The sequence below is a fragment of the Desulforapulum autotrophicum HRM2 genome (genome assembly GCF_000020365.1).
Lineage (GTDB): Bacteria > Desulfobacterota > Desulfobacteria > Desulfobacterales > Desulfobacteraceae > Desulforapulum > Desulforapulum autotrophicum.
On record NC_012108.1, the window covers coordinates 5,438,754 to 5,458,627 of the forward strand.

Annotated in this window: 23 protein-coding genes; 14 read left to right on the forward strand and 9 right to left on the reverse strand. The window is 47.7% G+C overall.

The window, feature by feature from the left end:
- Window positions 1-136: 136 nt before the first annotated feature.
- From HRM2_RS23820 to HRM2_RS23840, 5 genes are all read left to right on the forward strand, one after another.
- Window positions 137-1,576: a DUF4139 domain-containing protein gene (locus tag HRM2_RS23820; RefSeq protein ID WP_202944675.1), complete on the forward strand. Its 1,440-nt coding sequence runs from the start codon at window positions 137-139 to the stop codon at window positions 1,574-1,576.
- A 217-nt stretch (window positions 1,577-1,793) separates the two neighbouring features.
- On the forward strand, window positions 1,794-2,783 hold the full coding sequence (locus tag HRM2_RS23825; protein ID WP_041273479.1) for a TRAP transporter substrate-binding protein: 990 nt from the start codon (window positions 1,794-1,796) through the stop codon (window positions 2,781-2,783).
- A gap of 12 nt (window positions 2,784-2,795) precedes the next feature.
- The gene (locus HRM2_RS23830; RefSeq protein WP_015906574.1) at window positions 2,796-3,305 is read left to right on the forward strand and encodes a TRAP transporter small permease; all 510 of its coding nucleotides are present in this window, start codon (window positions 2,796-2,798) and stop codon (window positions 3,303-3,305) included.
- The gene (locus HRM2_RS23835) at window positions 3,302-4,579 is read left to right on the forward strand and encodes a TRAP transporter large permease (RefSeq protein WP_015906575.1); all 1,278 of its coding nucleotides are present in this window, start codon (window positions 3,302-3,304) and stop codon (window positions 4,577-4,579) included. Before HRM2_RS23830 ends, HRM2_RS23835 begins: the two co-directional genes overlap by 4 nt.
- A gap of 64 nt (window positions 4,580-4,643) precedes the next feature.
- Complete coding sequence (locus HRM2_RS23840) at window positions 4,644-5,552, forward strand: radical SAM protein (protein WP_015906576.1); 909 nt, start codon at window positions 4,644-4,646, stop codon at window positions 5,550-5,552.
- A gap of 50 nt (window positions 5,553-5,602) precedes the next feature.
- Here HRM2_RS23840 and HRM2_RS23845 read toward each other — a convergent pair whose 3' ends face one another.
- The gene (locus HRM2_RS23845) at window positions 5,603-6,775 is read right to left on the reverse strand and encodes a permease (protein ID WP_015906577.1); all 1,173 of its coding nucleotides are present in this window, start codon (window positions 6,773-6,775) and stop codon (window positions 5,603-5,605) included.
- A 749-nt stretch (window positions 6,776-7,524) separates the two neighbouring features.
- Between HRM2_RS23845 and HRM2_RS23850 the strand changes: the two genes are divergently transcribed.
- The 9 genes from HRM2_RS23850 (at window position 7,525) to HRM2_RS23885 (ending at window position 12,962) form a co-directional block, all read left to right on the forward strand.
- A complete protein-coding gene (locus HRM2_RS23850; RefSeq protein ID WP_041273480.1) occupies window positions 7,525-7,767 on the forward strand; it encodes a hypothetical protein in 243 nt (80 codons plus the stop codon).
- Window positions 7,768-7,817: 50 nt separating this feature from the next.
- Window positions 7,818-8,006 carry a hypothetical protein gene (locus HRM2_RS27980; RefSeq protein WP_232364141.1) on the forward strand — a complete coding sequence of 63 codons (189 nt, stop codon included), beginning with the start codon at window positions 7,818-7,820 and terminating at the stop codon, window positions 8,004-8,006.
- 2 nt (window positions 8,007-8,008) lie between these two features.
- Window positions 8,009-8,917: a cation diffusion facilitator family transporter gene (locus tag HRM2_RS23855; protein WP_269719599.1), complete on the forward strand. Its 909-nt coding sequence runs from the start codon at window positions 8,009-8,011 to the stop codon at window positions 8,915-8,917.
- A gap of 264 nt (window positions 8,918-9,181) precedes the next feature.
- The gene (locus tag HRM2_RS23860; protein ID WP_041273481.1) at window positions 9,182-9,526 is read left to right on the forward strand and encodes an ArsR/SmtB family transcription factor; all 345 of its coding nucleotides are present in this window, start codon (window positions 9,182-9,184) and stop codon (window positions 9,524-9,526) included.
- Window positions 9,527-9,594: 68 nt separating this feature from the next.
- The gene (locus tag HRM2_RS23865; RefSeq protein ID WP_041273482.1) at window positions 9,595-10,662 is read left to right on the forward strand and encodes a permease; all 1,068 of its coding nucleotides are present in this window, start codon (window positions 9,595-9,597) and stop codon (window positions 10,660-10,662) included.
- A gap of 125 nt (window positions 10,663-10,787) precedes the next feature.
- Window positions 10,788-11,024 carry a thioredoxin family protein gene (locus HRM2_RS23870; RefSeq protein ID WP_015906581.1) on the forward strand — a complete coding sequence of 79 codons (237 nt, stop codon included), beginning with the start codon at window positions 10,788-10,790 and terminating at the stop codon, window positions 11,022-11,024.
- A gap of 10 nt (window positions 11,025-11,034) precedes the next feature.
- The gene (locus HRM2_RS23875) at window positions 11,035-11,826 is read left to right on the forward strand and encodes a sulfite exporter TauE/SafE family protein (protein WP_015906582.1); all 792 of its coding nucleotides are present in this window, start codon (window positions 11,035-11,037) and stop codon (window positions 11,824-11,826) included.
- A 25-nt stretch (window positions 11,827-11,851) separates the two neighbouring features.
- The gene (locus tag HRM2_RS23880; protein WP_015906583.1) at window positions 11,852-12,256 is read left to right on the forward strand and encodes a thioredoxin family protein; all 405 of its coding nucleotides are present in this window, start codon (window positions 11,852-11,854) and stop codon (window positions 12,254-12,256) included.
- Between the two features lies 1 nt (window position 12,257).
- On the forward strand, window positions 12,258-12,962 hold the full coding sequence (locus tag HRM2_RS23885) for a cytochrome c biogenesis CcdA family protein (RefSeq protein WP_015906584.1): 705 nt from the start codon (window positions 12,258-12,260) through the stop codon (window positions 12,960-12,962).
- A 102-nt stretch (window positions 12,963-13,064) separates the two neighbouring features.
- Here the strand turns inward: HRM2_RS23885 and istB are convergent, their stop codons facing one another.
- The 8 genes from istB to HRM2_RS23925 form a co-directional block, all read right to left on the reverse strand.
- On the reverse strand, window positions 13,065-13,799 hold the full coding sequence (gene istB, locus HRM2_RS23890; protein WP_015906585.1) for an IS21-like element helper ATPase IstB: 735 nt from the start codon (window positions 13,797-13,799) through the stop codon (window positions 13,065-13,067).
- On the reverse strand, window positions 13,792-15,264 hold the full coding sequence (gene istA, locus HRM2_RS23895) for an IS21 family transposase (RefSeq protein WP_015906214.1): 1,473 nt from the start codon (window positions 15,262-15,264) through the stop codon (window positions 13,792-13,794). The genes istB and istA overlap by 8 nt, the downstream gene beginning before the upstream one ends.
- Window positions 15,261-15,641 carry a hypothetical protein gene (locus HRM2_RS23900; RefSeq protein ID WP_015906586.1) on the reverse strand — a complete coding sequence of 127 codons (381 nt, stop codon included), beginning with the start codon at window positions 15,639-15,641 and terminating at the stop codon, window positions 15,261-15,263. The genes istA and HRM2_RS23900 overlap by 4 nt, the downstream gene beginning before the upstream one ends.
- Window positions 15,610-16,122 carry a hypothetical protein gene (locus tag HRM2_RS23905; RefSeq protein WP_015906587.1) on the reverse strand — a complete coding sequence of 171 codons (513 nt, stop codon included), beginning with the start codon at window positions 16,120-16,122 and terminating at the stop codon, window positions 15,610-15,612. The genes HRM2_RS23900 and HRM2_RS23905 overlap by 32 nt, the downstream gene beginning before the upstream one ends.
- 294 nt (window positions 16,123-16,416) lie before the next feature.
- A complete protein-coding gene (locus HRM2_RS23910) occupies window positions 16,417-16,986 on the reverse strand; it encodes a lipocalin family protein (protein ID WP_015906588.1) in 570 nt (189 codons plus the stop codon).
- A gap of 116 nt (window positions 16,987-17,102) precedes the next feature.
- Window positions 17,103-17,429 carry a phage holin family protein gene (locus tag HRM2_RS23915; protein ID WP_015906589.1) on the reverse strand — a complete coding sequence of 109 codons (327 nt, stop codon included), beginning with the start codon at window positions 17,427-17,429 and terminating at the stop codon, window positions 17,103-17,105.
- A gap of 135 nt (window positions 17,430-17,564) precedes the next feature.
- Window positions 17,565-18,308: a PA14 domain-containing protein gene (locus HRM2_RS23920; protein WP_015906590.1), complete on the reverse strand. Its 744-nt coding sequence runs from the start codon at window positions 18,306-18,308 to the stop codon at window positions 17,565-17,567.
- Window positions 18,309-18,549: 241 nt separating this feature from the next.
- The gene (locus tag HRM2_RS23925; protein WP_015906591.1) at window positions 18,550-19,839 is read right to left on the reverse strand and encodes a TolC family protein; all 1,290 of its coding nucleotides are present in this window, start codon (window positions 19,837-19,839) and stop codon (window positions 18,550-18,552) included.
- Window positions 19,840-19,874: the final 35 nt, after the last annotated feature.

Here is a 19,874-nt window from a genome sequence, read left to right on the forward strand (position 1 = left end):
CCCGGCAGATGAAATAAACCTGGATCATACCAGAACCATAGAAAAAAGAGGAGGTAAAAAGCGCTTGTTTGAGGACTGAAAAATCTTGCATTACAGGGTAAGACCGCTTATGGTTGCAAAAAAAAAGGAGGGTGCCATGAAACAGATTATTTTTATACTGATGCTAGTCCAAATTGCGACCTTTCAGATGTTTTTTTCAATTCTGCCCTGTTCTGCCCAGGATGGGGAAATCGAAACCAATGCCGCAGACCAGACAGACCTTTCTGTCACCATTTACAACCAGGACATGGCACTTATAAAGGAACAGCGATCGGTTACCCTGCCAAAGGGGGAAGTAACCCTTGCCATCAGGGATGTCAGCGGCAGGATCATCCCGGAAACAGCACTGTTGAGCTCAGACGACATAAGGGTCCTGGAACAGAACTTTGAATTTGATCTTCTCACTCCCGAATCCCTCCTTAAAAAATTCACCGGCAAAACCATTAAAATCATCCGGGAGAACAGGGAAACCGGCCAGGAAAAAACCGTGGAGGCAAAGGTGCTTTCCACCCATAACGGCATTGTTCTTGAGACAGGCTCAGGGATCGAAACCGGACTGCCGGGCAGGCTCGTCTTTTCACACATTCCTGGCAATTTAAGAACAAGCCCCACCCTTACCATGACCGTCCAGAGCATTAAGGCAGAAAACCGAAACCTGGCCCTTTCCTATCTTACCCACGGACTTTCGTGGAAGGCCGATTATGTGGCTGAACTCAATCCAGACGACGACCGTCTAAACCTGAGCGCCTGGGTCACCCTCACCAACACCAGCAGCACAGACTACACCAATGCACGGCTCCAACTTGTGGCAGGCGACATTCACCTTGCCCCACAGCAAAATCAGGACAGGGCAAACCCCCTTATGATGAGAGCCTCAGCCATGGCCGAGGACGGTTTTGTCCAGGAGCAGATGTTTGAGTATCATTTATATACACTTGGCCGACAAACAACCCTCAAAAACAATCAGACCAAACAGGTGGCCCTGCTCCAGGCGGAAAACATTCCCTGCCAAAAAGAGTACAGGCTCAGCGGCAATGGTTACTGGTTCGCCCGAAACGTGGGCGACGGGATCCAGCGTCCAAAGGTCGAGGTGCTGCTTAACCTTGAAAACAGTAAGAACAACAACCTTGGCATGCCCCTTCCAAAGGGGACCGTGCGGGTGTACAAAACCGACACCAGGGGAATGCTTCAATTTGCCGGCGAAGACAACATTGACCACACACCGGAGGGGGGCAGACTTAATCTAAAGCTTGGCAATGCCTTTGATATCACGGTGGAAAAACGGCAGACCGATTTCAGGAAGCTGCCATCCACGGGCCAGGATACCTTTCAGTTTCAATCCTCCCATGATATCAGGATAATGAACGCCAAAAAAGTTCCTGTAACGGTAAAGATATACGAATCCATGCCCGGGGACTGGCATATCCAGAAGGAGAGCCATCCCCACAAAAAAGAAACAGCCCACCAGGCCCTGTGGGAGATCCAGGTGCCACCTGAAAACCAGATCGCCCTGACCTATACTGTAAAGACAAAATAAGGGGCTCAGATGTAAATAATTCCACAAATATGGTGCAGGATTTCAGCTCGTATTCAAGGCGTATCAAAGGGAGCATATTGAAATATGTGCCCTTTGATGCAACGCAGAAGACGAGCTGAAAGACAAGCAAGATTGAGGAATTATTTATTTCTGAGTCCCTAACCTGGCCCCATGGGGCAAGAACATTTATTTTTAATCTTCCAAGCGGAGGCGTTTTGTGAAAAAATTCTCAATGGTTTTAACCATGATCCTGATTCCTGTTCTGATGATAGTCATTTCAACCCCTTGTTTTGCAGCCCTTAAAATTAAACTCGGGGTGGTGACAAAACCCGGGTCGGCCCAGAACATTGTGGCCGAAAAGTTCAAGGCCCTCATTGAAGAACGCAGCAGCAGCAAGATAAAGGTCAAAGTGTTTCATTCCGCCTCCCTTGGCAACGAGACCGAAATCCTCCAGCAGCTCCAGATGGGAACCATTGAAATGGGGGTAATCACGGGCGGACCCTTTGACACCTTTGACCCCATCGTGCGGGTGGTCAACTATCCCTTTCTCTTTAAGGACAATGACCAGGCAGACGCCATTCTGGACGGCCCCCTGGGCCGGGAGATCTTTAATAGCCTTGAATCTTCCGGGTTCAAGGGCCTCTGCTTTTCCGAAAACGGATTCAGGAATCTGACCAACAACCGCAGGCCGGTCAAAACCCCGGAGGATATCAAGGGCCTCAAAATCAGGGTGATGGCCTCGGCCCTGCACAAGACCATCTGGCAATCCCTGGGAGCAAACCCCACACCCATGCCCTGGCCCATCTACACCGAGCTTGAGCAGGGAGTGATCGACGGTCAGGAAAACCCCCTCTGGGTGATGGAGGTTTACAAATTCTACGAAATCCAGCGCTACATGACCCTCACCCGCCATGTCTACTCCCCCCACCTTGACGTGGCCAGCCTGAAATGGTGGAACACCCTTTCAAAGGCAAACCAGGCGCTGATACAGACGGCCATGGCAGATGCAGCACGGTTCCAGCGAAGGGATAACCGGGAAAAAGATGCGGCCCGCCTGGTCCTTCTTGCCCAGAAGGGCATGGAGATCGAAACCCAGCCGGACATCAATGCCTTTAGGGCAAAGGTGGCAGCCCTCAAGGACATGGAACTCTACCAGAATCCCAAGGTTCACGATCTGCTCATCAGGATGATCCAGGCCACCAGATAGGCGACTATTTACATGAATATCCTTAACGCCTTGAGCAACACCCTTAACACATGGGTGCGGCATTTCATCTTCGGCCTGGGCCTTGCCATGACACTGATCGTGGTGGCCCAGGTGTTTGCACGGTATGTGCTCAACAGCTCGCTGTTCTGGTCTGAGGAACTTGCCCGGTACTGCCTGGTGTGGATCTCTTTTCTAGGGGCATCCGTGGCATACCATGACAGGGTGCATCCCGGGGTCAACATGTTTGGTTCAAGGCTCCCAATGACCATGGAACGAATTCTGACCACCTTGGTTCACCTGGTCTCCATGGGTCTTTTTTCCATCATGATTGTTCATGGCTTCGAGTTTGCCTCCTTTGTCCGCCTCCAAATCACCCCGGCCCTGGCCATTCCCAAGTGGATCATCATGGGAATTCTTCCCCTCAGTGGAGTGATTTTCATGGTCCATGGGGTACGCTTTCTTGCCCAGGACATCGGCAAAAAATACGGGCCTGAACAACAGGACCCAAAGGGCAAAAAATGATCCCAACAGTCTTGATGGTTGCCCTTGCAGCCCTGTTTGCCATCAACACCCCCATTGCCATTGCCATTGGGGCGGCATCGGTGACAGCCATCCTTGTCCAGGGGGATTTTTCCCTGATGATGGTAGTCCAGCGCATGTTCTCGGGCACGGACTCGTTTCATCTCATGGCCGTTCCCCTGTTCATGTATGTGGGGGCCATCATGGAAAAAGGGGGAATCAGCCAGCGCCTCATTGACCTTGCCAATGCCCTGGCCGGCTGGCTGCCCGGCGGGCTTGCCGCAGTCACCATTGTCTCGGCCATGTTCTTTGCCGGCATTTCAGGCTCTGCCGCAGCCGATGCCGCAGCCGTGGGTGCCGTACTCATCCCGGCAATGAAACGCTCGGGGTATGAACCGGACTTTGCCGCAGCAGTCCAGGCGTCGGGGGGCTCCCTGGGAGTGATCATCCCCCCATCCATTCCCATGATTATCTTTGGATTCCTCACAGGGGCCTCCATTGGCCAACTGTTTGCCGCAGGCATCCTGCCCGGACTTCTCATTGGCCTGTCCCTGATTATCGTCAGTTCAATCATCTCCTGGAAACAAGGATATGCACCGGAAAACCGGTTCTCCCCTGGCCTTGTATGGACCACCTTCTGCCGGGCAGGACTCGCCCTGGGCGCCCCTGCCATCATCCTTGGCGGCATTCTTATGGGTATCTTCACGGCAACGGAATCGGCTGCCGTGGCCGTGGTCTATTCCCTGTTTATCTCCACGGTGGTGTATAAAGAACTCCGCCCCAGGGATCTTTATGGGATCCTGGTCAACGGATCCATCACCGCATCCATTGTGATGTTCATCATTTCAACGGCATCTGTTTTTTCCTGGATTGCGGCCATTGAGGATATTCCAGAAATTCTGGCAGGCGGAATCCTCGGTATCACGGACAACCGCATCCTGCTGCTGCTCATCATCAACGCCGTGCTCCTGGTTGCCGGCACCTTTGTGGAGACCACGGCGGCCCTGATTCTGCTTGTTCCCATGATCACGGCCATGCTCCCTGCCCTTGGCATTGACATGATTCAGCTGGGCGTCATTGTGGTGACCAATCTTGCCATTGGTATGCTCACCCCGCCCATGGGCATCTGCCTCATCGTTGCCAGCGCCATTTCAAATCAGGGTCTCGGGGCCGTGTCCCGGCGGGTGGTACCGTTTCTGCTCATCCTCATCGTGGATCTCATGGTCATCACCTTTTATCCGCCCATTACCATGTGGATGGCCCACCTCATCCGATAGAACAAGCCAGGAAACCCCGTTGCAAAATGTCCTGTAAACCACCAAACAACAAAGGAACACACGCATGAGAACCATCGCATTTGGATATTCAACCCTGTGCAACCTGAAATGCGGCCATTGTGTTGCAAAGGGTGAAATCCCTGAAACCGCCACCATGGACCTTGGCCGGGCCAGGGAGCTCATCCATGAAATGGCCGCAGCCGGTGTCAGGGGCATCAGTTTCACGGCAGGAGAACCCCTGATTTTTTTCAACGAAATAAAGGCCCTTGTCCGCCTGTGCCACGATCTTAACATCTACACCCGCATCGTCACTAACAGCTTCTGGGCAAGCAGCCCGGAACGGGCCAGCACAGTGGTCAAGGAGCTGAAACAAAACGGCCTGAATCAACTCAGGCTGAGCTGCAGCCGATGGCACCAGCAAGGGGTAGACCAGCAGAACCTGGTCCATGCAGCCCAGGGCTGCAAAAAGAACCGGATGGACTATTTTGTTTCGTTTGTGACGGATTTTTCAAAGGCCGACGATTTACTCGAGGATTTTCTCCGGGCAAACAAGCTTCGATTCTTTCCCGAACCCCTGATTCTGTCCGGACGTGCCCAGGCGTTTGACCATGGTCCGATCCACACGGATTTCCAGGCAAACTGCTGTGCCATGAACCCCTATATCACGCCTGAACTTGACATGTACGCCTGCTGCGATGCCGGCAGTAATTTCACAGAAACCCGGGTTTTTTTCCTTGGCAACCTTGCCCACACAGGCGTTGATGCCCTGTTTGAAAAAAATGAGCAAAACCCTTTGTTCAACCTCATCCGAACTGTGGGCATCTCAAGTCTTGCCCTGTTCTCCGGCATACGTTCAAGGGATATCATCACCTACAGAAAATGCGACCTTTGCAGACAGCTTTTAAACACACCGGCCACCCTTGAAATACTTGAACAGGCTGCCGGCAACCCAGAGAACCGCTGGACCCGGTAAGCCTGTTTTCCCGCCCACAGCCTTGAACAAATATCGTTCCCGGCTACCATCTATACGACCCATGCACCGTATAGCATACCGGCGATGGTAGACATGATCACAATGATGCCGCAAAAGGTCGCTGTCTTTTTCACGCCCATCACACTGCCGATCACCAGCATGTTGGGCAGCGAAAGGGCCGGACCGGCAAGCAAAAGAGCCAGGGCTGGCCCCTTGCCCATGCCGGCCCCCAGTAGCCCCTGGAGGATAGGCACTTCGGTCAATGTGGCGAAATACATCAAGGCTCCAGCCATGGACGCAATCAGGTTGGCCCACAACGAATTACCCCCCAGAAAAGATTGGATGAAATGCTCGGGAATCAGGGCTGCATGGCCCGGACGGCCCAGCATGAAACCGGCCACCAGCACTCCGCCGGCCAGCAAGGGAAAGATCTGCTTCATGAAACCCCAGGTGGATTCCACCCAGCTTTTGCACTCATCCTTTGTGAACCAGGCTTTAAGCATCAGCCCCAGGATGATCAGCAAGACAATGGTGATGTACCATTTGGCGGCAAAGATTGCTGGCCACAAACCAATCGAGCCGGCCTCCGGCTTTGCGAATGCCGCAAACACCAAAATCAACACCATGGTTAAGAGGTACAAGCTGTCCTGCAACAGGGTGCGCTCCTTGGCTTCGGCATCGGGCAGATAAATTTGCCCGGCAGTGCGCGCGGCATCGTCTTTGCGGAAAATCAGGGCCATCAACAAACCGGTCACCACAGCAAAGATCACCGCACCCACAGCCCGGGCCAGACCCAATTGCCAGCCCAGGATTTTAGCGGTCAGGGTAATGGCCAGAACGTTGATGGCAGGTCCAGAGTAGAGGAAAGCCGTGGCGGGTCCGATACCCGCTCCCCGCGTATAAATGCCTGCGAACAACGGCAACACCGTGCAGGAACATACAGCCAGGATAGTCCCCGAAACCGACGCCACAGAATATGATAAAATTTTGCTGGCTTGGGCTCCAAAGTATTTAAGTACCGATGCCTGGGAAACGAAGACAGCTATGGCCCCGGCGATAAAAAAAGCAGGAATCAGACAGGTCAGGACATGTTCCCGTGCATACTCCTGGAGCATCATAAAGGCTTCCAGCCCGGATTGTCGGATCACCGGATGGCTCCATGGAATATAATAGGCCCCTATAAAAGCACCCACGATTAACAACAGCTTAGTACGCTCTTTCATTTTTCGATCTCCTTTCCAGCGGCTTCACGTTCCGGTCGGTGGTGTCGTGGGTCGCCATCATATTTATTTCGTCCCATGACGATGCGGCCTGAACCTCACACACAGGCAACACCTTTTGCTAAAGTAGTTTAACCCTCTTGATCCTGTTGGGATTGGACAGGGCTTTCATCTCCTTGATAAAATATATCAGACCGCAATTACATCGTTAAAATAGAATTTAACGATATATGATATGCCTGTCAAGCAGAAAATCAACCGAAAACGGAAAGGATGATGACCTCCGCAGATGGGATAATTGAAGCAGCAGTCCATATAACCGGCACGGCCGGAGCAAGTTATCTGCTCTAGCCACAACGAAGCATGAAACACGATGATACAGGGCAGGCGATAGTACCATTCCGCCCCCTTTTGTTTCCCTGACCGGAACGGTAAACGTCGGGGGGCTTTTTGCCCTTCCAGACTAAAGCGCAGGAACTGCGGGCTAAAGTCCTCAAACAGCCTGCGCTTCTTAACGCCTGGAAGGGCAAAAACCCTATCCCCTTTGGTTTACAATGTTCCGGTCAGGGAAACAAAAGAGGGCTCGAAAGTCGAGACTTTCACAATGATGTTTCGACAGTTGTTTGATATAAAACCGGCACGGCCGGAGCGAGGTATCTGCTCCGGCCACAACGAATGATGAAACGCCTCTGTTTGCAATGTTTTGGTGAGTGTTTCATATAACCCACATGTCCTGGCGGACACAACGAAGCATGAAACTCGACAGTAGTAGGCCGGTGGGAACGGGTGTTGCCCTGAACGGGTTAAATGGCAACGGTGGACACGAGGTCCAAGGAGTTGCCATTTCCCTCGGAGCAGGCCATGGACAGCCTGCGAGAATGAGTGAAGGGCAACACCCGTTTCCGCCGGCCGGTCGAAGCGAGTTTCATATAAAAAAAAATGGGAAAGGGGAAGATTCCTTGCTCATAGGAGCAGGCAACCTTATTTCAGGGTAAAGGATTGATCCCCCTATAGTCTTCTTTAAAATAAAACAGCAAAAAACATATTGACATCCACTATCTGCATCGCTACATTGCGTTTTAACGTTATTAAAGGGGTGAGACGATGCCACGCCACGATCAAAACAGCCAAGAATCATGCTGCCAATCAGCAGACACTGGGGGGCCATTCAAGGTTCTGCACCCTGATGAAAACAGCTCTAACAACAAAGACTCAGGCCATCACCACCATGTGAATGTGGAAGAAACCAGCGGAACAAGACTTTTAATAACCCTTGTTTTAAACTTGATTATACCTGTTGTTCAGGTTGTTGCAGGGACTTTTGCACACAGCATGGCACTGATATCCGATGCCACCCACAACTTCAGCGATTTCATGGCGATTCTTATTTCCTATATTGCCTATCGAATCGGCAGGAAAGGGGCTACTGCCAAAAATACCTTCGGGTACCGCAGGGCGGAAATATTGGCCGCCCTGTTAAATGTGGTCCTTTTGACAGGGGCATGTTTTTTTATCCTATATGGTGCATTTCAACGATTTTTAGTACCTGAAATAGTAGCAGGAGAAATTGTCATCTGGGCCGCTTTAGCGGGTATCGTGGGAAACGGATTTTCCGCCTGGCTACTCCACCGGGATTCAAAACACAATCTGAATATGAAAGGCGCTTTTTTGCACATGCTGGGGGATTTTTTGACCTCTGTGGTGGTATTGATCAGCGGCCTTGTGATGATGTATAAACCCTGGTACTGGCTGGACCCGTCGCTGTCCATCCTGATTGCCGTTTTTATTCTCAAAAACTGCTGGTCAATTCTCAAGTCTTCAACCAATATATTAATGAATGCCACTCCCAGCAGTGTAGATTTAGACGATGTCCAAGCCCACCTTCTATCAATCGAAGAGATAAAAAGCGTTCACTATCTCCATGCCTGGCCGATCAGTTCTTCAGGAATTTCATTTTCCTGCCACCTGGTCGTTTCCGATCAACTGGTCAGCCAGACAGGGGCCTTATCCGAACGGATCAGGCATTCAATTTTCCATAAATTCGGCATTGACCATCCAGTTTTTCAATTTGAAACCGAATCCTGCGGGAACGGCACCCTGTTGTGTGAGATGTTTCCCGGAGCTAAAAAAAAGGCAAGGGGTTGACCTCATTTTCCCGTTTTTTATTTGACGCTTCAAAATACAGGCTGGCCCACTGTCTGGACCCAGGGCGAAAATTGCTGATTCAGATGACCGGCACAAGTAAAAAAGGGTTCAAGATCGGAATAAAATCTTTCAAAACATGAAATCCATCTGGACGGATAATCAAAGAATTTGAATAAAATGGAAACAATCGCTTGACAAACAATTTCATATCGATATATTCTGTTTTAACGATATGAAAACCAGGAAAGAAAGGAATAAAAAACTATGAAATCATTCATTCGAGTGATGAAAGCATTGTCCGACCCCAACCGGGTAAAAATGATGAAAATGCTTCAGGCACGCCCTCTTTGTGTTTGCGAGATTAAAACAGCACTTGGTATTGCCCAGTCCACTGCCAGCAAACATTTAAAAATTCTTGAAGATGCCGAACTGGTAAGGAGTTTTAAAGACGGGCTATGGGTAAACTATTCTCTTTCCGACGGCAGCGGCTCCCCTTATTCTGCGAGCATGATTGGAAATTTGAGACATTGGCTGGATGATGAATCTGAAATAAAAGAATTAACCCAGATTCTTCCGGACATTGACCGTCATGCAATTGTTGGGAAATGATTAAAAATAAAAAGAGTTACAAGATTAGATCTTTAAATGACCATATATAATGAAAAGTTGAAAAAATTATGGAATCAAAAACAACCCAACCCATTCAAGGTGAGGGAAAAACAAACAAGATGATCGCCTTAAATTTATTGATGGCGACCATTGGCGTATATCTGTGGTGGACTGTTTACCAGGTGCTGCCGAACCTGTCAAAGTGGCTTACCTACAACCTGCTGCAAATCCAAAAGGGATCTCATCTGGGATCTTCTGTGGAATTTTTCTTTTATGATACCCCAAAGGTCATGATGCTCTTATTCCTGGTTGTTTTTGGAGTGGGTATCATCAGAAGTTTTTTCACCCCTGAAAAAACCCGGGCTTTTCTTTCCGGAAAAAGTGAGTTTGTCGGTAATATTTTTGCCGCATTATTAGGCATTATCACCCCCTTTTGTTCCTGTTCCGCTGTACCGCTGTTTATTGGTTTTGTGACCGCAGGGGTTCCACTTGGCGTCACATTCTCTTTTTTAATTGCCGCCCCCATGGTTAATGAGATCGCTCTTGGCCTTTTATATGGACTTCTGGGGTGGAAGGTTGCCGCCATTTATATGGGAACGGGCTTATTTATTGCCATATCAGCGGGGTGGGTGATCGGTCGTCTGAAGCTTGAAAATCATATTGAAGACTGGGTCACACAGTCAAACGCGGCAAACCTGACCATGGAAGAAGAAAAATTGACCTGGAATGACCGGATTATTTATGGATGGGATGCGGTTAAAGAAATCATCGGCCGTGTGTGGATTTATGTCATCCTTGGAATTGCTGTGGGAGCTGGGATCCATGGGTTTGTACCCGAAGGGGTTATGGCATCCATCATGGGCAAAGGGTCCTGGTGGTCTGTCCCCCTGTCAGTTGTGATCGGCATTCCCATGTATTCCAATGCAGCCGGTGTTATTCCGGTTGTTGAGGCGCTTTTGGGAAAAGGAGCCGCTTTGGGCTCAGTTCTGGCATTCATGATGAGTGTCATTGCTTTGTCATTACCTGAAATGGTGATTTTAAGAAAAGTATTAAAACCCAGATTGATTGGGGTGTTTGTGGGGGTTGTTGCCTCCGGGATTCTGTTTGTAGGGTATTTATTTAATATAATTCTTTAAAACGCTATAAACCGGCATGGCCGGAGCAAGTTATGGCTCCGGCCTCAACAAATTTTGAAACGCCTTCATTGACAATGATTTGGCGAGTGTTTCATATAAAATTAACCTAATTAAAGGAGGGTAACGTGGACATAAAAGTTTTGGGACCTGGTTGTGCCAAATGCAAAAAGACGGAGAAACTGGTTCAGGAAGTCATCAAAGAAATCGGTGTTGACGCAACTGTTGAAAAAGTAAGTGATATGATGCAAATCGCTTCATATGGTGTATTCGGCACGCCATCAGTTATCGTGGATGGAAAAGTTAAATGCACAGGTAAGGTGCCGAAAAAAGACGACATCAAAAATTGGCTGTTAAACAAATAAAGAGGAAAAAATGGAGCAGATTATAGTTGGCGCTCTTATTTTTGTTGTGGCCGTATTGATGACCATGGTTGGCAAAGGCGGGGGTAATTTTTATGTTGTTATCCTTGTAATGGCAGGGATTCCAATGCACCAGGCGGCAACAACGGGGCAATTTATTTTGTTTGCCGCTTCAATTGCAGCAATGGTGGTTTTCCAGAAAAATAAATCCGTATCCTGGAGCCTTGCATTGTTAATCGGTAGTACAACATCCCTTGCTGCCCTTGGTGGTGGATATTTTTCCCATCTTTTCAGCGGATTTACGCTGAAGCTGATTTTTGCCTTTATGCTGTTTGCAGCTGGTGCCGTTATGCTTGTACCTGTTAAGAAAGAAAACAAGGGAAGCCTAGAGGACAGGTTTGGTATCATTAAAATTAAATCCAACAATCAAATCTATGGCGTTAATTTGTGGATTGCAATCCCTGTAACCATTCTGACAGGCTTCGGTTCCGGCATGGTCGGTGTCTCCGGCGGATCGTTTCTGGTGCCCCTGATGGTTATTGCCTGCAGTATCCCGATGCACACAGCCGTTGGGACAGCATCCACACTTATTGCTGCCACAGCCTTTATGGGTTTTTTTGGCCATGCCGTCCAAGGGGATTTTAACCCTGCATGGGCTATTTTCCTAGCAGTCATAACCATTGCAGGGGGCGTAATCGGCGGTAAATTTGCACTTAAAACAAAACCCAAATCTTTAAAAAAACTGTTTGCTTATACCAATTGGCTGGCTGCCGTCTTCATGGTGATAAACGCATTTCATGTTTAAATTATTTTAAAAGGAAAAAGGATTGATGCAACAGGTTCTTAAAAAATTGAGTGTATGGATTGTCATTTTGATGCTGTTTTTTGCTACGGGTGCTGCAGCTGATGAATTTTTGAATATCCCGGCCAAAGGGATGGTGACCATGATTGATTTGGGGGCAAAAAAATGTATCCCCTGTAAAATGATGGCCCCGATCATGGTAAAAATGAAAAAAGCCTACGAGGGAAAAGCCGAGATTATTTTTATCGATGTATGGGAAAACAAAAAACCGGCACAACGATTCAAAATAAAAGCGATTCCCACACAGATTTTTTTCAATGCACAGGGCCAAGAGGTATACCGGCATGTCGGATTTTTAGATGAAAAATCCATTGTTGAACAATTGACAAAAATAGGTGTAGCAGCCCCAGACCTGACAGCAAAGGATAGTTAAAATGCTGGAGACTCTTTTTTTAACAGTCAACCAATGGATCGCAGGTGGGACAGCTTTTGCAGCTGTTGGCTGTTTTGTCTGGGGAATGATCAGTGTCCTTTTCAGCCCCTGCCATCTTGCATCTATTCCGCTGATTGTCGGGTATGTTGGCGGACAGGAAAAAATGGTTCACCCCCGCCAGGCCGGACTTTATTCTGTACTCTTCACTTCAGGGCTCTTTCTTACCATTGCATTAATCGGTATTATCTGTGCACTGCTTGGCAGAATGCTGGGTGATGTGGGGAACTATTGGCAAATTTTGATTGGTATTATTTTGATCTGGGTGGCATTGGGAATGCTAGGCGTCGAAAAGTGTTCTCTGTCAGGAAGCCTTTTATACAAGCTGAATTTAAAAGGAATGTTTGGGGCCTTTGTACTTGGGCTTGCTTATGGTGTTCTTTCCGGGTCTTGTACTTTTGGATTTATTGCTCCGATTTTGGCAATTATCACAGTCCAGGAAAAAGTGGTAACCGGTATACTTTACATTCTTCTTTTTGCAACTGGGCATTGTCTTCCAATTGTGATTGCCGGCAGTTCAACAGCGGCAGTAAAAAGATTAATTGAAAACAGCACATGGAATGGAGCGGGTCACTGGTTTAGGAAAGTTGCCGGTTCAACAATTGCTCTTTTAGGCATCTACTTTATTGTGACCCCGTTTATAACCTAAATGTTAGCGGCGGCGTGAAAATGTCATAAAATGCCCGGTTTGAAAATGTATGTTTAAAAACGGCCGGCGGATCCCTTTTTTTGGGTCTGCCGGCCATAAGATTTATTCAGTTTTTTCTTTTCGCATTCTGTAACTTGCTCCTTCGATGACCACCGCCTCGGTATGATGCAGTAATCTATCGAGCAAAGCAGAGGTAAGTGTGCTGTCATTGTTGAAGATAGCAGGCCAGTCCTGAAACACACGATTTGTGGTAATAATGATCGATCCTTGTTCATATCGTTGACTGATAACCTGGAACAGTAGGTCTGCACCGGTTTTATCGATAGGCAGGTACCCCAGTTCGTCTATCAAAAGCAAAGAGGGTTTGAGGTATTTTTTCAACTCCTGCTTCAACTGACCTGCATGCTGTGCTGCCACAAGATTATTCACAGCATCGATGGCAGATGTGAACAACACATTCTGATTTTTGAGACAGGCCTGGTATCCAAGTGCTATAGAAATATGGGATTTCCCCACCCCGACGGGCCCAATGAGGATAACATTGCTTTTTTCTTCGATGAACTTCAGGCGGAATAGGTTTTCAATCTGAACCCTGTTGATTTTTTTTGGCCATGACCAGTTGAACTGATCCATTGTTTTTACAACCGGGAACCGGGCCAGGCGGATTCGACGTAGAACAGCCTTGTCCTTTCGCAGCCCAGCCTCCTGTTTGATCAATTCTGATAAAAAATGGACATGGGTCCATTGTTTTTGAGCGGCTGCTGTTGCCGCAGTTTCATAATTTTCCCTGATATAGGGAAGCTTCAGATACGCCAGGTGCATCTCAAACTCATTCATGGTCACCTCCTGTTTTGTATACGGACAGATCCGGTGGATCAATGGTCAAGTTCAACAGATCACTGCTTCTGGTGACATGTAGTGCACCGGGTTCATGGGTCAGACGGGACCGCTGTTCCAGGATATTGGTGATGTATTCACTTGAAAAGGCATCGAATTTAATGGCATCTTCAATGGCCAGGGCGACCTGTTCTTTGGAATAGATCTCACTGAGGGCAACAATTTTGCGAATATGATGGAAGGGGGTCAACCGCCGCTGGCCCAACTGTTGATAATATTCTGAAGCCTTGTCAGACAGGGATAAAAAACGCATATAAATAGCCTGGTCTGCTGCTTTTTTCCTTTGTTCCAGCAGTACTTTGGAATGATCTGGGTTCTGGATATCCTTTTTCCTGTCATAACTTCTGGCATGCCGGGCCACCAGGGTACTATCATGGTAGATGCCCAGGTGATCCGGATATTTTCTCAAGGTGAGTCTGACACCGGCCAGTTGGGCAGGGACCGTGTATCGGTTGTCGTCAAGGCTGACCCTGTACTGAACAGATGCACGTACCTGGCTGGTCTGACCAATATCGTAAGGTGAGACCGGCAAACCTCGAAGATAGGGCTTTTCATCTGCAAACATATCTATGGGACGCTTGCCGGTTTCTTTATGAATTCTGACATTGGCCACCGTATCCAGCCATTGTTTCGCCAGCGGTTCCAATACGCTGAAGTCCGGTATATCCAGGCCGCTCAATAAATTTTTTTTGACATACCCTACCGCGTTTTCCACCCGGCCTTTTTCATTGCCCTTGCCCACGTTGCAGGCCACAATTTTAAATCCATAATGACTGGCAAAATCAAGATAACCCGGGTTGAACACCGGACTGGTTCCGAGGGGTCTCTTCAACACAGCGGATTTGAGATTATCCACCATTATTTTTTCGGGAACCAAACCAAAAAAACGGAACGCATTCTGATGACATCCCAAAAAATGCTCCATGGTCTGGGATAAGGTAAATTCAAGATACATCAACCGGCAGTAACACAGCACCATGACAAAAAAGCTCAACCTGCGAAAGGTGGACCCTACACGGACCGAACCATATGATCCCCAGTCTACCTGGGCGCATTCACCCGGTGCAAACACCAGTTTCAAAAAGGGTTTTACTTTGGGTGGACGGATTTTCCTGACATAATCCTCCACAATGGTGATACCACCTTCAAACCCGTCTTCCCTGATACGTTGAAAGATCTGCTTGGCGCTGTACGGATGGGTTTCCAGCAACCGGATGATCTGGTCTTTGAACGGATCCAGCTTGCTTGTTTTGAATGCAGTTTTCCTGGGATGATACTTTTTTTCATTAGCCCAGAATGCCACGGTCCGCTGATCCAGGCCCAGTTTGACGGCCACCTGGCTGTATCTCAGATGATCTCGGGTGTAATAATTTCTGATCTGCACATACGTTTCATAATCAATCATCGGCCACCTCCTGCCGCACCGGCCAACACTTCTGCCAGGCTCATCATCTGACCCGAACCCCGGGGAATAACACGGGGTTCCAGACTGAGTACCTGGTATATCGGCTCCTGCCAGGCGATCAAGTTGTTTTTTATCAAACCGGACCGGGCCTGCCGCAGGGTATTCATATCCATGTTCAGCTGCTTCATGATTGATTTATCCGCGTAGTAACTCAGCCCCCGGGCATCCGCAACACAGACTAAGAACAGATACAAGGCCGATTGTTCATGGCTGCATGACTCAATGTACCGCTGCCGGACCAACCGGTGATCGATCCAGCTGAAGCTTTTGGGAATTTTACGAATTCTATTTTTCAGAACCGGTTCTTTTACAATCATGCTTATCTCCTTTGTTTTGGGGTAGGAACAATAAAACTTCCTGCCCGAATTGTTCCATACGAAGGAGGGTCCTGGCTATGTCATCTTGTAACGTTGAACCGATAAAACTGGATATTAAACCAATTATTACAGCTGGTTGTACGGTTAAGTGATCTTGTAACGCATAAGATGACTGTATGAAAATATCCTCTTTGTTTTCAGCAGGTTGCAAAGGTAAGTGATCTTGTAACGCAATCGAAGGTTTTTTGCGTCGACTATACCCCGGGTTCTTTTTACGCCATTTTTGAACCCGCTCAACATTATCCGGACCAGAAAAATATCCCTGGTTCTCAAGCTTGGTTAACCATTTTTTCTGACTGGCCGCCTTGCTGGCCTTTCGACATTCAGGCTTTCGGCAATATTCTTGCTTGTTGATATTCCTGGGATCGGGGGGAAACAATTCATTGCAATTCTGGCACTTTCGCTGTTCATTCTTTTTCATTCACAACCAGCCTCCACATATCATCGTCCAAGATGTAGATATGGTTATGCCTGAAAAAGATTGTCAGTGAAACGGGAAGAAGATGAAGAAAATCTGTTTAAAAAAATTGAAATCAGGAAGAAAATAAAAAGAAGAAGGGTACATCTTCAAACCAGGAAGAATATGGCACTTTCAGGTCGCCCCTCACACTAAAAATTGCATTCTTTAAATTTGAAGAAAAAACACGATTTTTTATACCCTTGAAAAAGTAATGTTCATAACGCTTACCTTATGAACATTTTTATGAACACAAAACTACTGCTGGGAATCAGCCGCAGGAATCCTTGCACCGGCTGAATTAGAATCCAACGATTCGGTATGATCGACAAATATCAATTTATTGATGTCAAATCCCGATGCAGCTGCCTGTTCCAGGAGTGTGGATTTTATCCTCTCTGGGATTATTGGACTTCTTGCCAAAACCCATAAATAGGATTTGCTGGGGCCGCATACAAGGGAATACTGGTAGTTTTCGTGATCAAGTTCAAAAACGATATAGGAGCCATAAAAGGGTCCCCAAAAAGAAACCTTCAGATAGCCCTGATCCGCTCCCTTTACAAAATAAGCTTTTCCTTCGGCTTCTTTCCATGAGTCTAATTCAACTGAGAATCCTCGATTCAGGACGCTTACACCACCATCATCCCGAAACGTGTAATCCGCTGTAACCTGCGTTAAACCCCGCTCAAATGAATGGTCCAACCGCGCAATTTCGTACCACCTGCCCAGGTATCTCTCTATTTTAAAATTACCAACGGGTGTTATATTTTCAGGAATTCCTGCACATCCCAGTAAAAACAATAAAAAGAGTATTGATAATTTTTTCATTTTCTTCCGGCCCACCCCCGGCAATGGGACTGCGGTAATCCGTGCCGAAATCCATGGAAACGACGTTGTTTCATTCCAACCCCCACCGCCTTCTTGACCATCCATGGACGAACCGATCAGAACAGCCAGTGGAGACCTGAATCAATCACGGTGATCAAAAAGGCAGCCACCAATGTGGTACCCAACGAGTTGATCTTGAAATCATCAATCAGCTGATCCGTGATCCAGAGAAGAAAGGCGTTGATCACAAACATGAACAGACCAAAGGTGACGATCACCAGGGGAATGGAGAGGAACACAAGGAGCCAGCCCACCAAAAAGTTAATGATCGAATAGACAACAGCCACGACAACGGCTGTGCCCGGACCCTTGATGCGGATTCCCGGTAAAAAATTGGCTACGACAAAAACGGCGACACTCAATATCAATAAATTCCAGATCATTTCAGCTCCCCTAAATAAAAGGTATGGCAATAGCCTGTCCGGGGAAACCTTTTTCGAGAATCCCCAGATTATTATCTCTTAATATCAACCAGATGACAGATATGCCATACCCTGTATGATATAAAATATTCCCTGTCAAGAACCTTGTACTCTGGAGACTTTTGTTCTGGCCACACCGGTAAGGCTTAAAAGGCCAATGCCAAAAAGAATCATTGTTGCAGGCTCTGGTACAGGAGCTTGGTAGGCTGCATCATTCAAACTGCTAATGCCAGAAAGGATCCTCTCATCAGGTTCTGATGCCAAAACCTGATAAGCTGCATCATTGAAGTGGGCATAGTCTCCACTTCCCTGTGCCAGGGTAAACTCAAGGGAAGCGGCTCCTGTCTTTTCAAAAAAGTACAGTTCAACAGAATGAAGTCCTGTGGATAGATTTTGGATTCCAGTCCTTCTTTCGAAGGCATGTAACTCCGGGTCATTGATCGTTAGAATATCATCCACATACAAAAATACGCCATCGTCACTGTATGTTTTAAAAGAATACTCTCCTGCTGAGCCAATAAAGAAATCACCGGTTATTTTAACAAAGAAAGTATCATTTGAGACATGGCCTGTTCCTATGGCATTTAGAGCATCGGCCGAAGGCCAAAGATTACTGCCTTTGATATCACCTGAGAACCAGGTTGTATCGGTGAAATCGATGTAATCCCAAACAGCAGTAGAGCTTGCTGTATTGTTTGCAGCATAATTTTCCAGTAAACTTAAGTCTTTGCTCCAGAAATCGTCATACTGTTCAACAATAAAAGAGGCATTAGCCATTCTGCTGATACCCGTTAATAATAACAATATCAATATCAAATTGAACAACAATTTTTTCTTCACAGTTTATTCCTTTCTTTAATTCCTGCTCATTTAGTCAGGATTATCTGTAAAGCAAAACTTGGGCCATTTATTTGATATTTTACATATAGCTTTAAAACCCTTTTAATTCAAACAGTTAAATCGTGTATTTTTTACTTTGACACTAAAAAAAATATCCCATGTGTCCCCGTTAATCAAGACACCTGTGCTTCGGAATAGTGAGGCAGTTATGTTTCAATTAATTGGGTGAGACAGTTAATTATTAGGGTCTGTGTCCAGGACCTGCCTCGACCAGGCGCTTGAGTCTGAAATCGTTTTCAAACACCTCGGTATAGGCGCTGATGAGGTTGAACTTTGCCCTGGAAAGGTTAAAGATGGCGTCGAGCACATCCGACGAGGTACCGATGCCCTGGCTGAACCCAAGGTCAGTAACCCGGAGGTTTTCCTGGGCCTCAAGGATTCCGGCCCTGGAAACCTCAAGGTTATCAAAGGCCACACCCAGGTTGATGAGGGTGTTCTTGAGTTCAGTTTTAAGATTTGCTTCAAGTTCGGCAATGTCAAACCCGATCTTTTTCTGGTCGATCCTTGCCTGGCGGGTTCTGGAATATTTTTTCATGCCGTCAAACAGGTTCATGGAAATCACTGCCTGGCAGCGCACCTCGTCGTCGGAATTTTCAAAGGCACCCATGAATAAATCATCCCTTGTGTAGGAGCTATAGCCCAGGGAAAGGTCGGCCCTGGGGTAGAGGGAGGCCCTGGATGCCTGGACAGTCATACCAGAGGCGTCAAAGGCGCTTTTAAGGGCATTGAGTTCGCTTCTGTTTTTAAGCAGTGCCCCCTCGTAGGTCTTATAATCCCCCCTTTGGGGCAGCTGGTCAAACAGGGAAAAATCAAGGTTTTCCCTGTCCATGGCAAGGCCTGTTTCAAAGCGCAGACGGTTCAGACTTGCACCCACGGCCGCCTCTGTCCGCCGGCGGTTCTGGATGGCATTGTCCATCTCCACCTTGACCTTTAAAAGATCGGTTTTTTTAAGCACCCCCACCTTAACCTTGAGACTTATCTCACGGAGTCTGTCCTCGTAAAGCTTGACCTCGCTTTCAGAAACAGTCAGGTTTTCAAGTGCCCGGTAAACCGAAAGAAAGGCAAGGGCCACGTTCAGGCTGATGTCCTGCTTGATTGCTTCAAGGTTAAACTGGCCCGCATGGGTAAGCCCCTCGGCCGCTTTGACAGTATAATAATCCCTGAACCCGGCAAACAAATTCCACGAAGCACCACCCGTGAAGGTGTCGTTCTCCCGGTTTTCACCGATTGCCGTGTCGTGGTTCAGGCGGTTGAGGGTATATCCAAGGTCCAGGGAGGGCAGAAATTCACCCCTGGCCTCTTTAATCCGCTCCATGCGAAGGTTAAGATCGGCCTGGTATCGCTTTACAAGTTCCCGGTTTTCCCATGCGCTCTTCTGAAGGGTTTCAAGGGTTTGGGCAGCCGGGGCAACACCCACAAAAACGAGTGCCGCCCCCATCACCAGAAGTGGTATCTTTATAAATGTTTTCATTCCATGCTCCATTTAACCGTTGTGTTGAATGGTTA

Coding starts and splice junctions, on each gene's coding strand:
- HRM2_RS23820 (WP_202944675.1), top strand. CDS start 137: ATGAAACAGATTATTTTTATACTGATGCTAGTCCAAATTGCGACCTTT.
- HRM2_RS23830 (WP_015906574.1), top strand. CDS start 2,796: ATGAATATCCTTAACGCCTTGAGCAACACCCTTAACACATGGGTGCGG.
- HRM2_RS23835 (WP_015906575.1), top strand. CDS start 3,302: ATGATCCCAACAGTCTTGATGGTTGCCCTTGCAGCCCTGTTTGCCATC.
- HRM2_RS23840 (WP_015906576.1), top strand. CDS start 4,644: ATGAGAACCATCGCATTTGGATATTCAACCCTGTGCAACCTGAAATGC.
- HRM2_RS23845 (WP_015906577.1), bottom strand. CDS start 6,775: ATGAAAGAGCGTACTAAGCTGTTGTTAATCGTGGGTGCTTTTATAGGG.
- HRM2_RS23850 (WP_041273480.1), top strand. CDS start 7,525: ATGAAACTCGACAGTAGTAGGCCGGTGGGAACGGGTGTTGCCCTGAAC.
- HRM2_RS23860 (WP_041273481.1), top strand. CDS start 9,182: ATGAAATCATTCATTCGAGTGATGAAAGCATTGTCCGACCCCAACCGG.
- HRM2_RS23865 (WP_041273482.1), top strand. CDS start 9,595: ATGGAATCAAAAACAACCCAACCCATTCAAGGTGAGGGAAAAACAAAC.
- HRM2_RS23875 (WP_015906582.1), top strand. CDS start 11,035: ATGGAGCAGATTATAGTTGGCGCTCTTATTTTTGTTGTGGCCGTATTG.
- HRM2_RS23880 (WP_015906583.1), top strand. CDS start 11,852: ATGCAACAGGTTCTTAAAAAATTGAGTGTATGGATTGTCATTTTGATG.
- HRM2_RS23885 (WP_015906584.1), top strand. CDS start 12,258: ATGCTGGAGACTCTTTTTTTAACAGTCAACCAATGGATCGCAGGTGGG.
- istB (WP_015906585.1), bottom strand. CDS start 13,799: ATGAATGAGTTTGAGATGCACCTGGCGTATCTGAAGCTTCCCTATATC.
- istA (WP_015906214.1), bottom strand. CDS start 15,264: ATGATTGATTATGAAACGTATGTGCAGATCAGAAATTATTACACCCGA.
- HRM2_RS23900 (WP_015906586.1), bottom strand. CDS start 15,641: ATGATTGTAAAAGAACCGGTTCTGAAAAATAGAATTCGTAAAATTCCC.
- HRM2_RS23905 (WP_015906587.1), bottom strand. CDS start 16,122: ATGAAAAAGAATGAACAGCGAAAGTGCCAGAATTGCAATGAATTGTTT.
- HRM2_RS23910 (WP_015906588.1), bottom strand. CDS start 16,986: ATGAAAAAATTATCAATACTCTTTTTATTGTTTTTACTGGGATGTGCA.
- HRM2_RS23915 (WP_015906589.1), bottom strand. CDS start 17,429: ATGATCTGGAATTTATTGATATTGAGTGTCGCCGTTTTTGTCGTAGCC.
- HRM2_RS23925 (WP_015906591.1), bottom strand. CDS start 19,839: ATGAAAACATTTATAAAGATACCACTTCTGGTGATGGGGGCGGCACTC.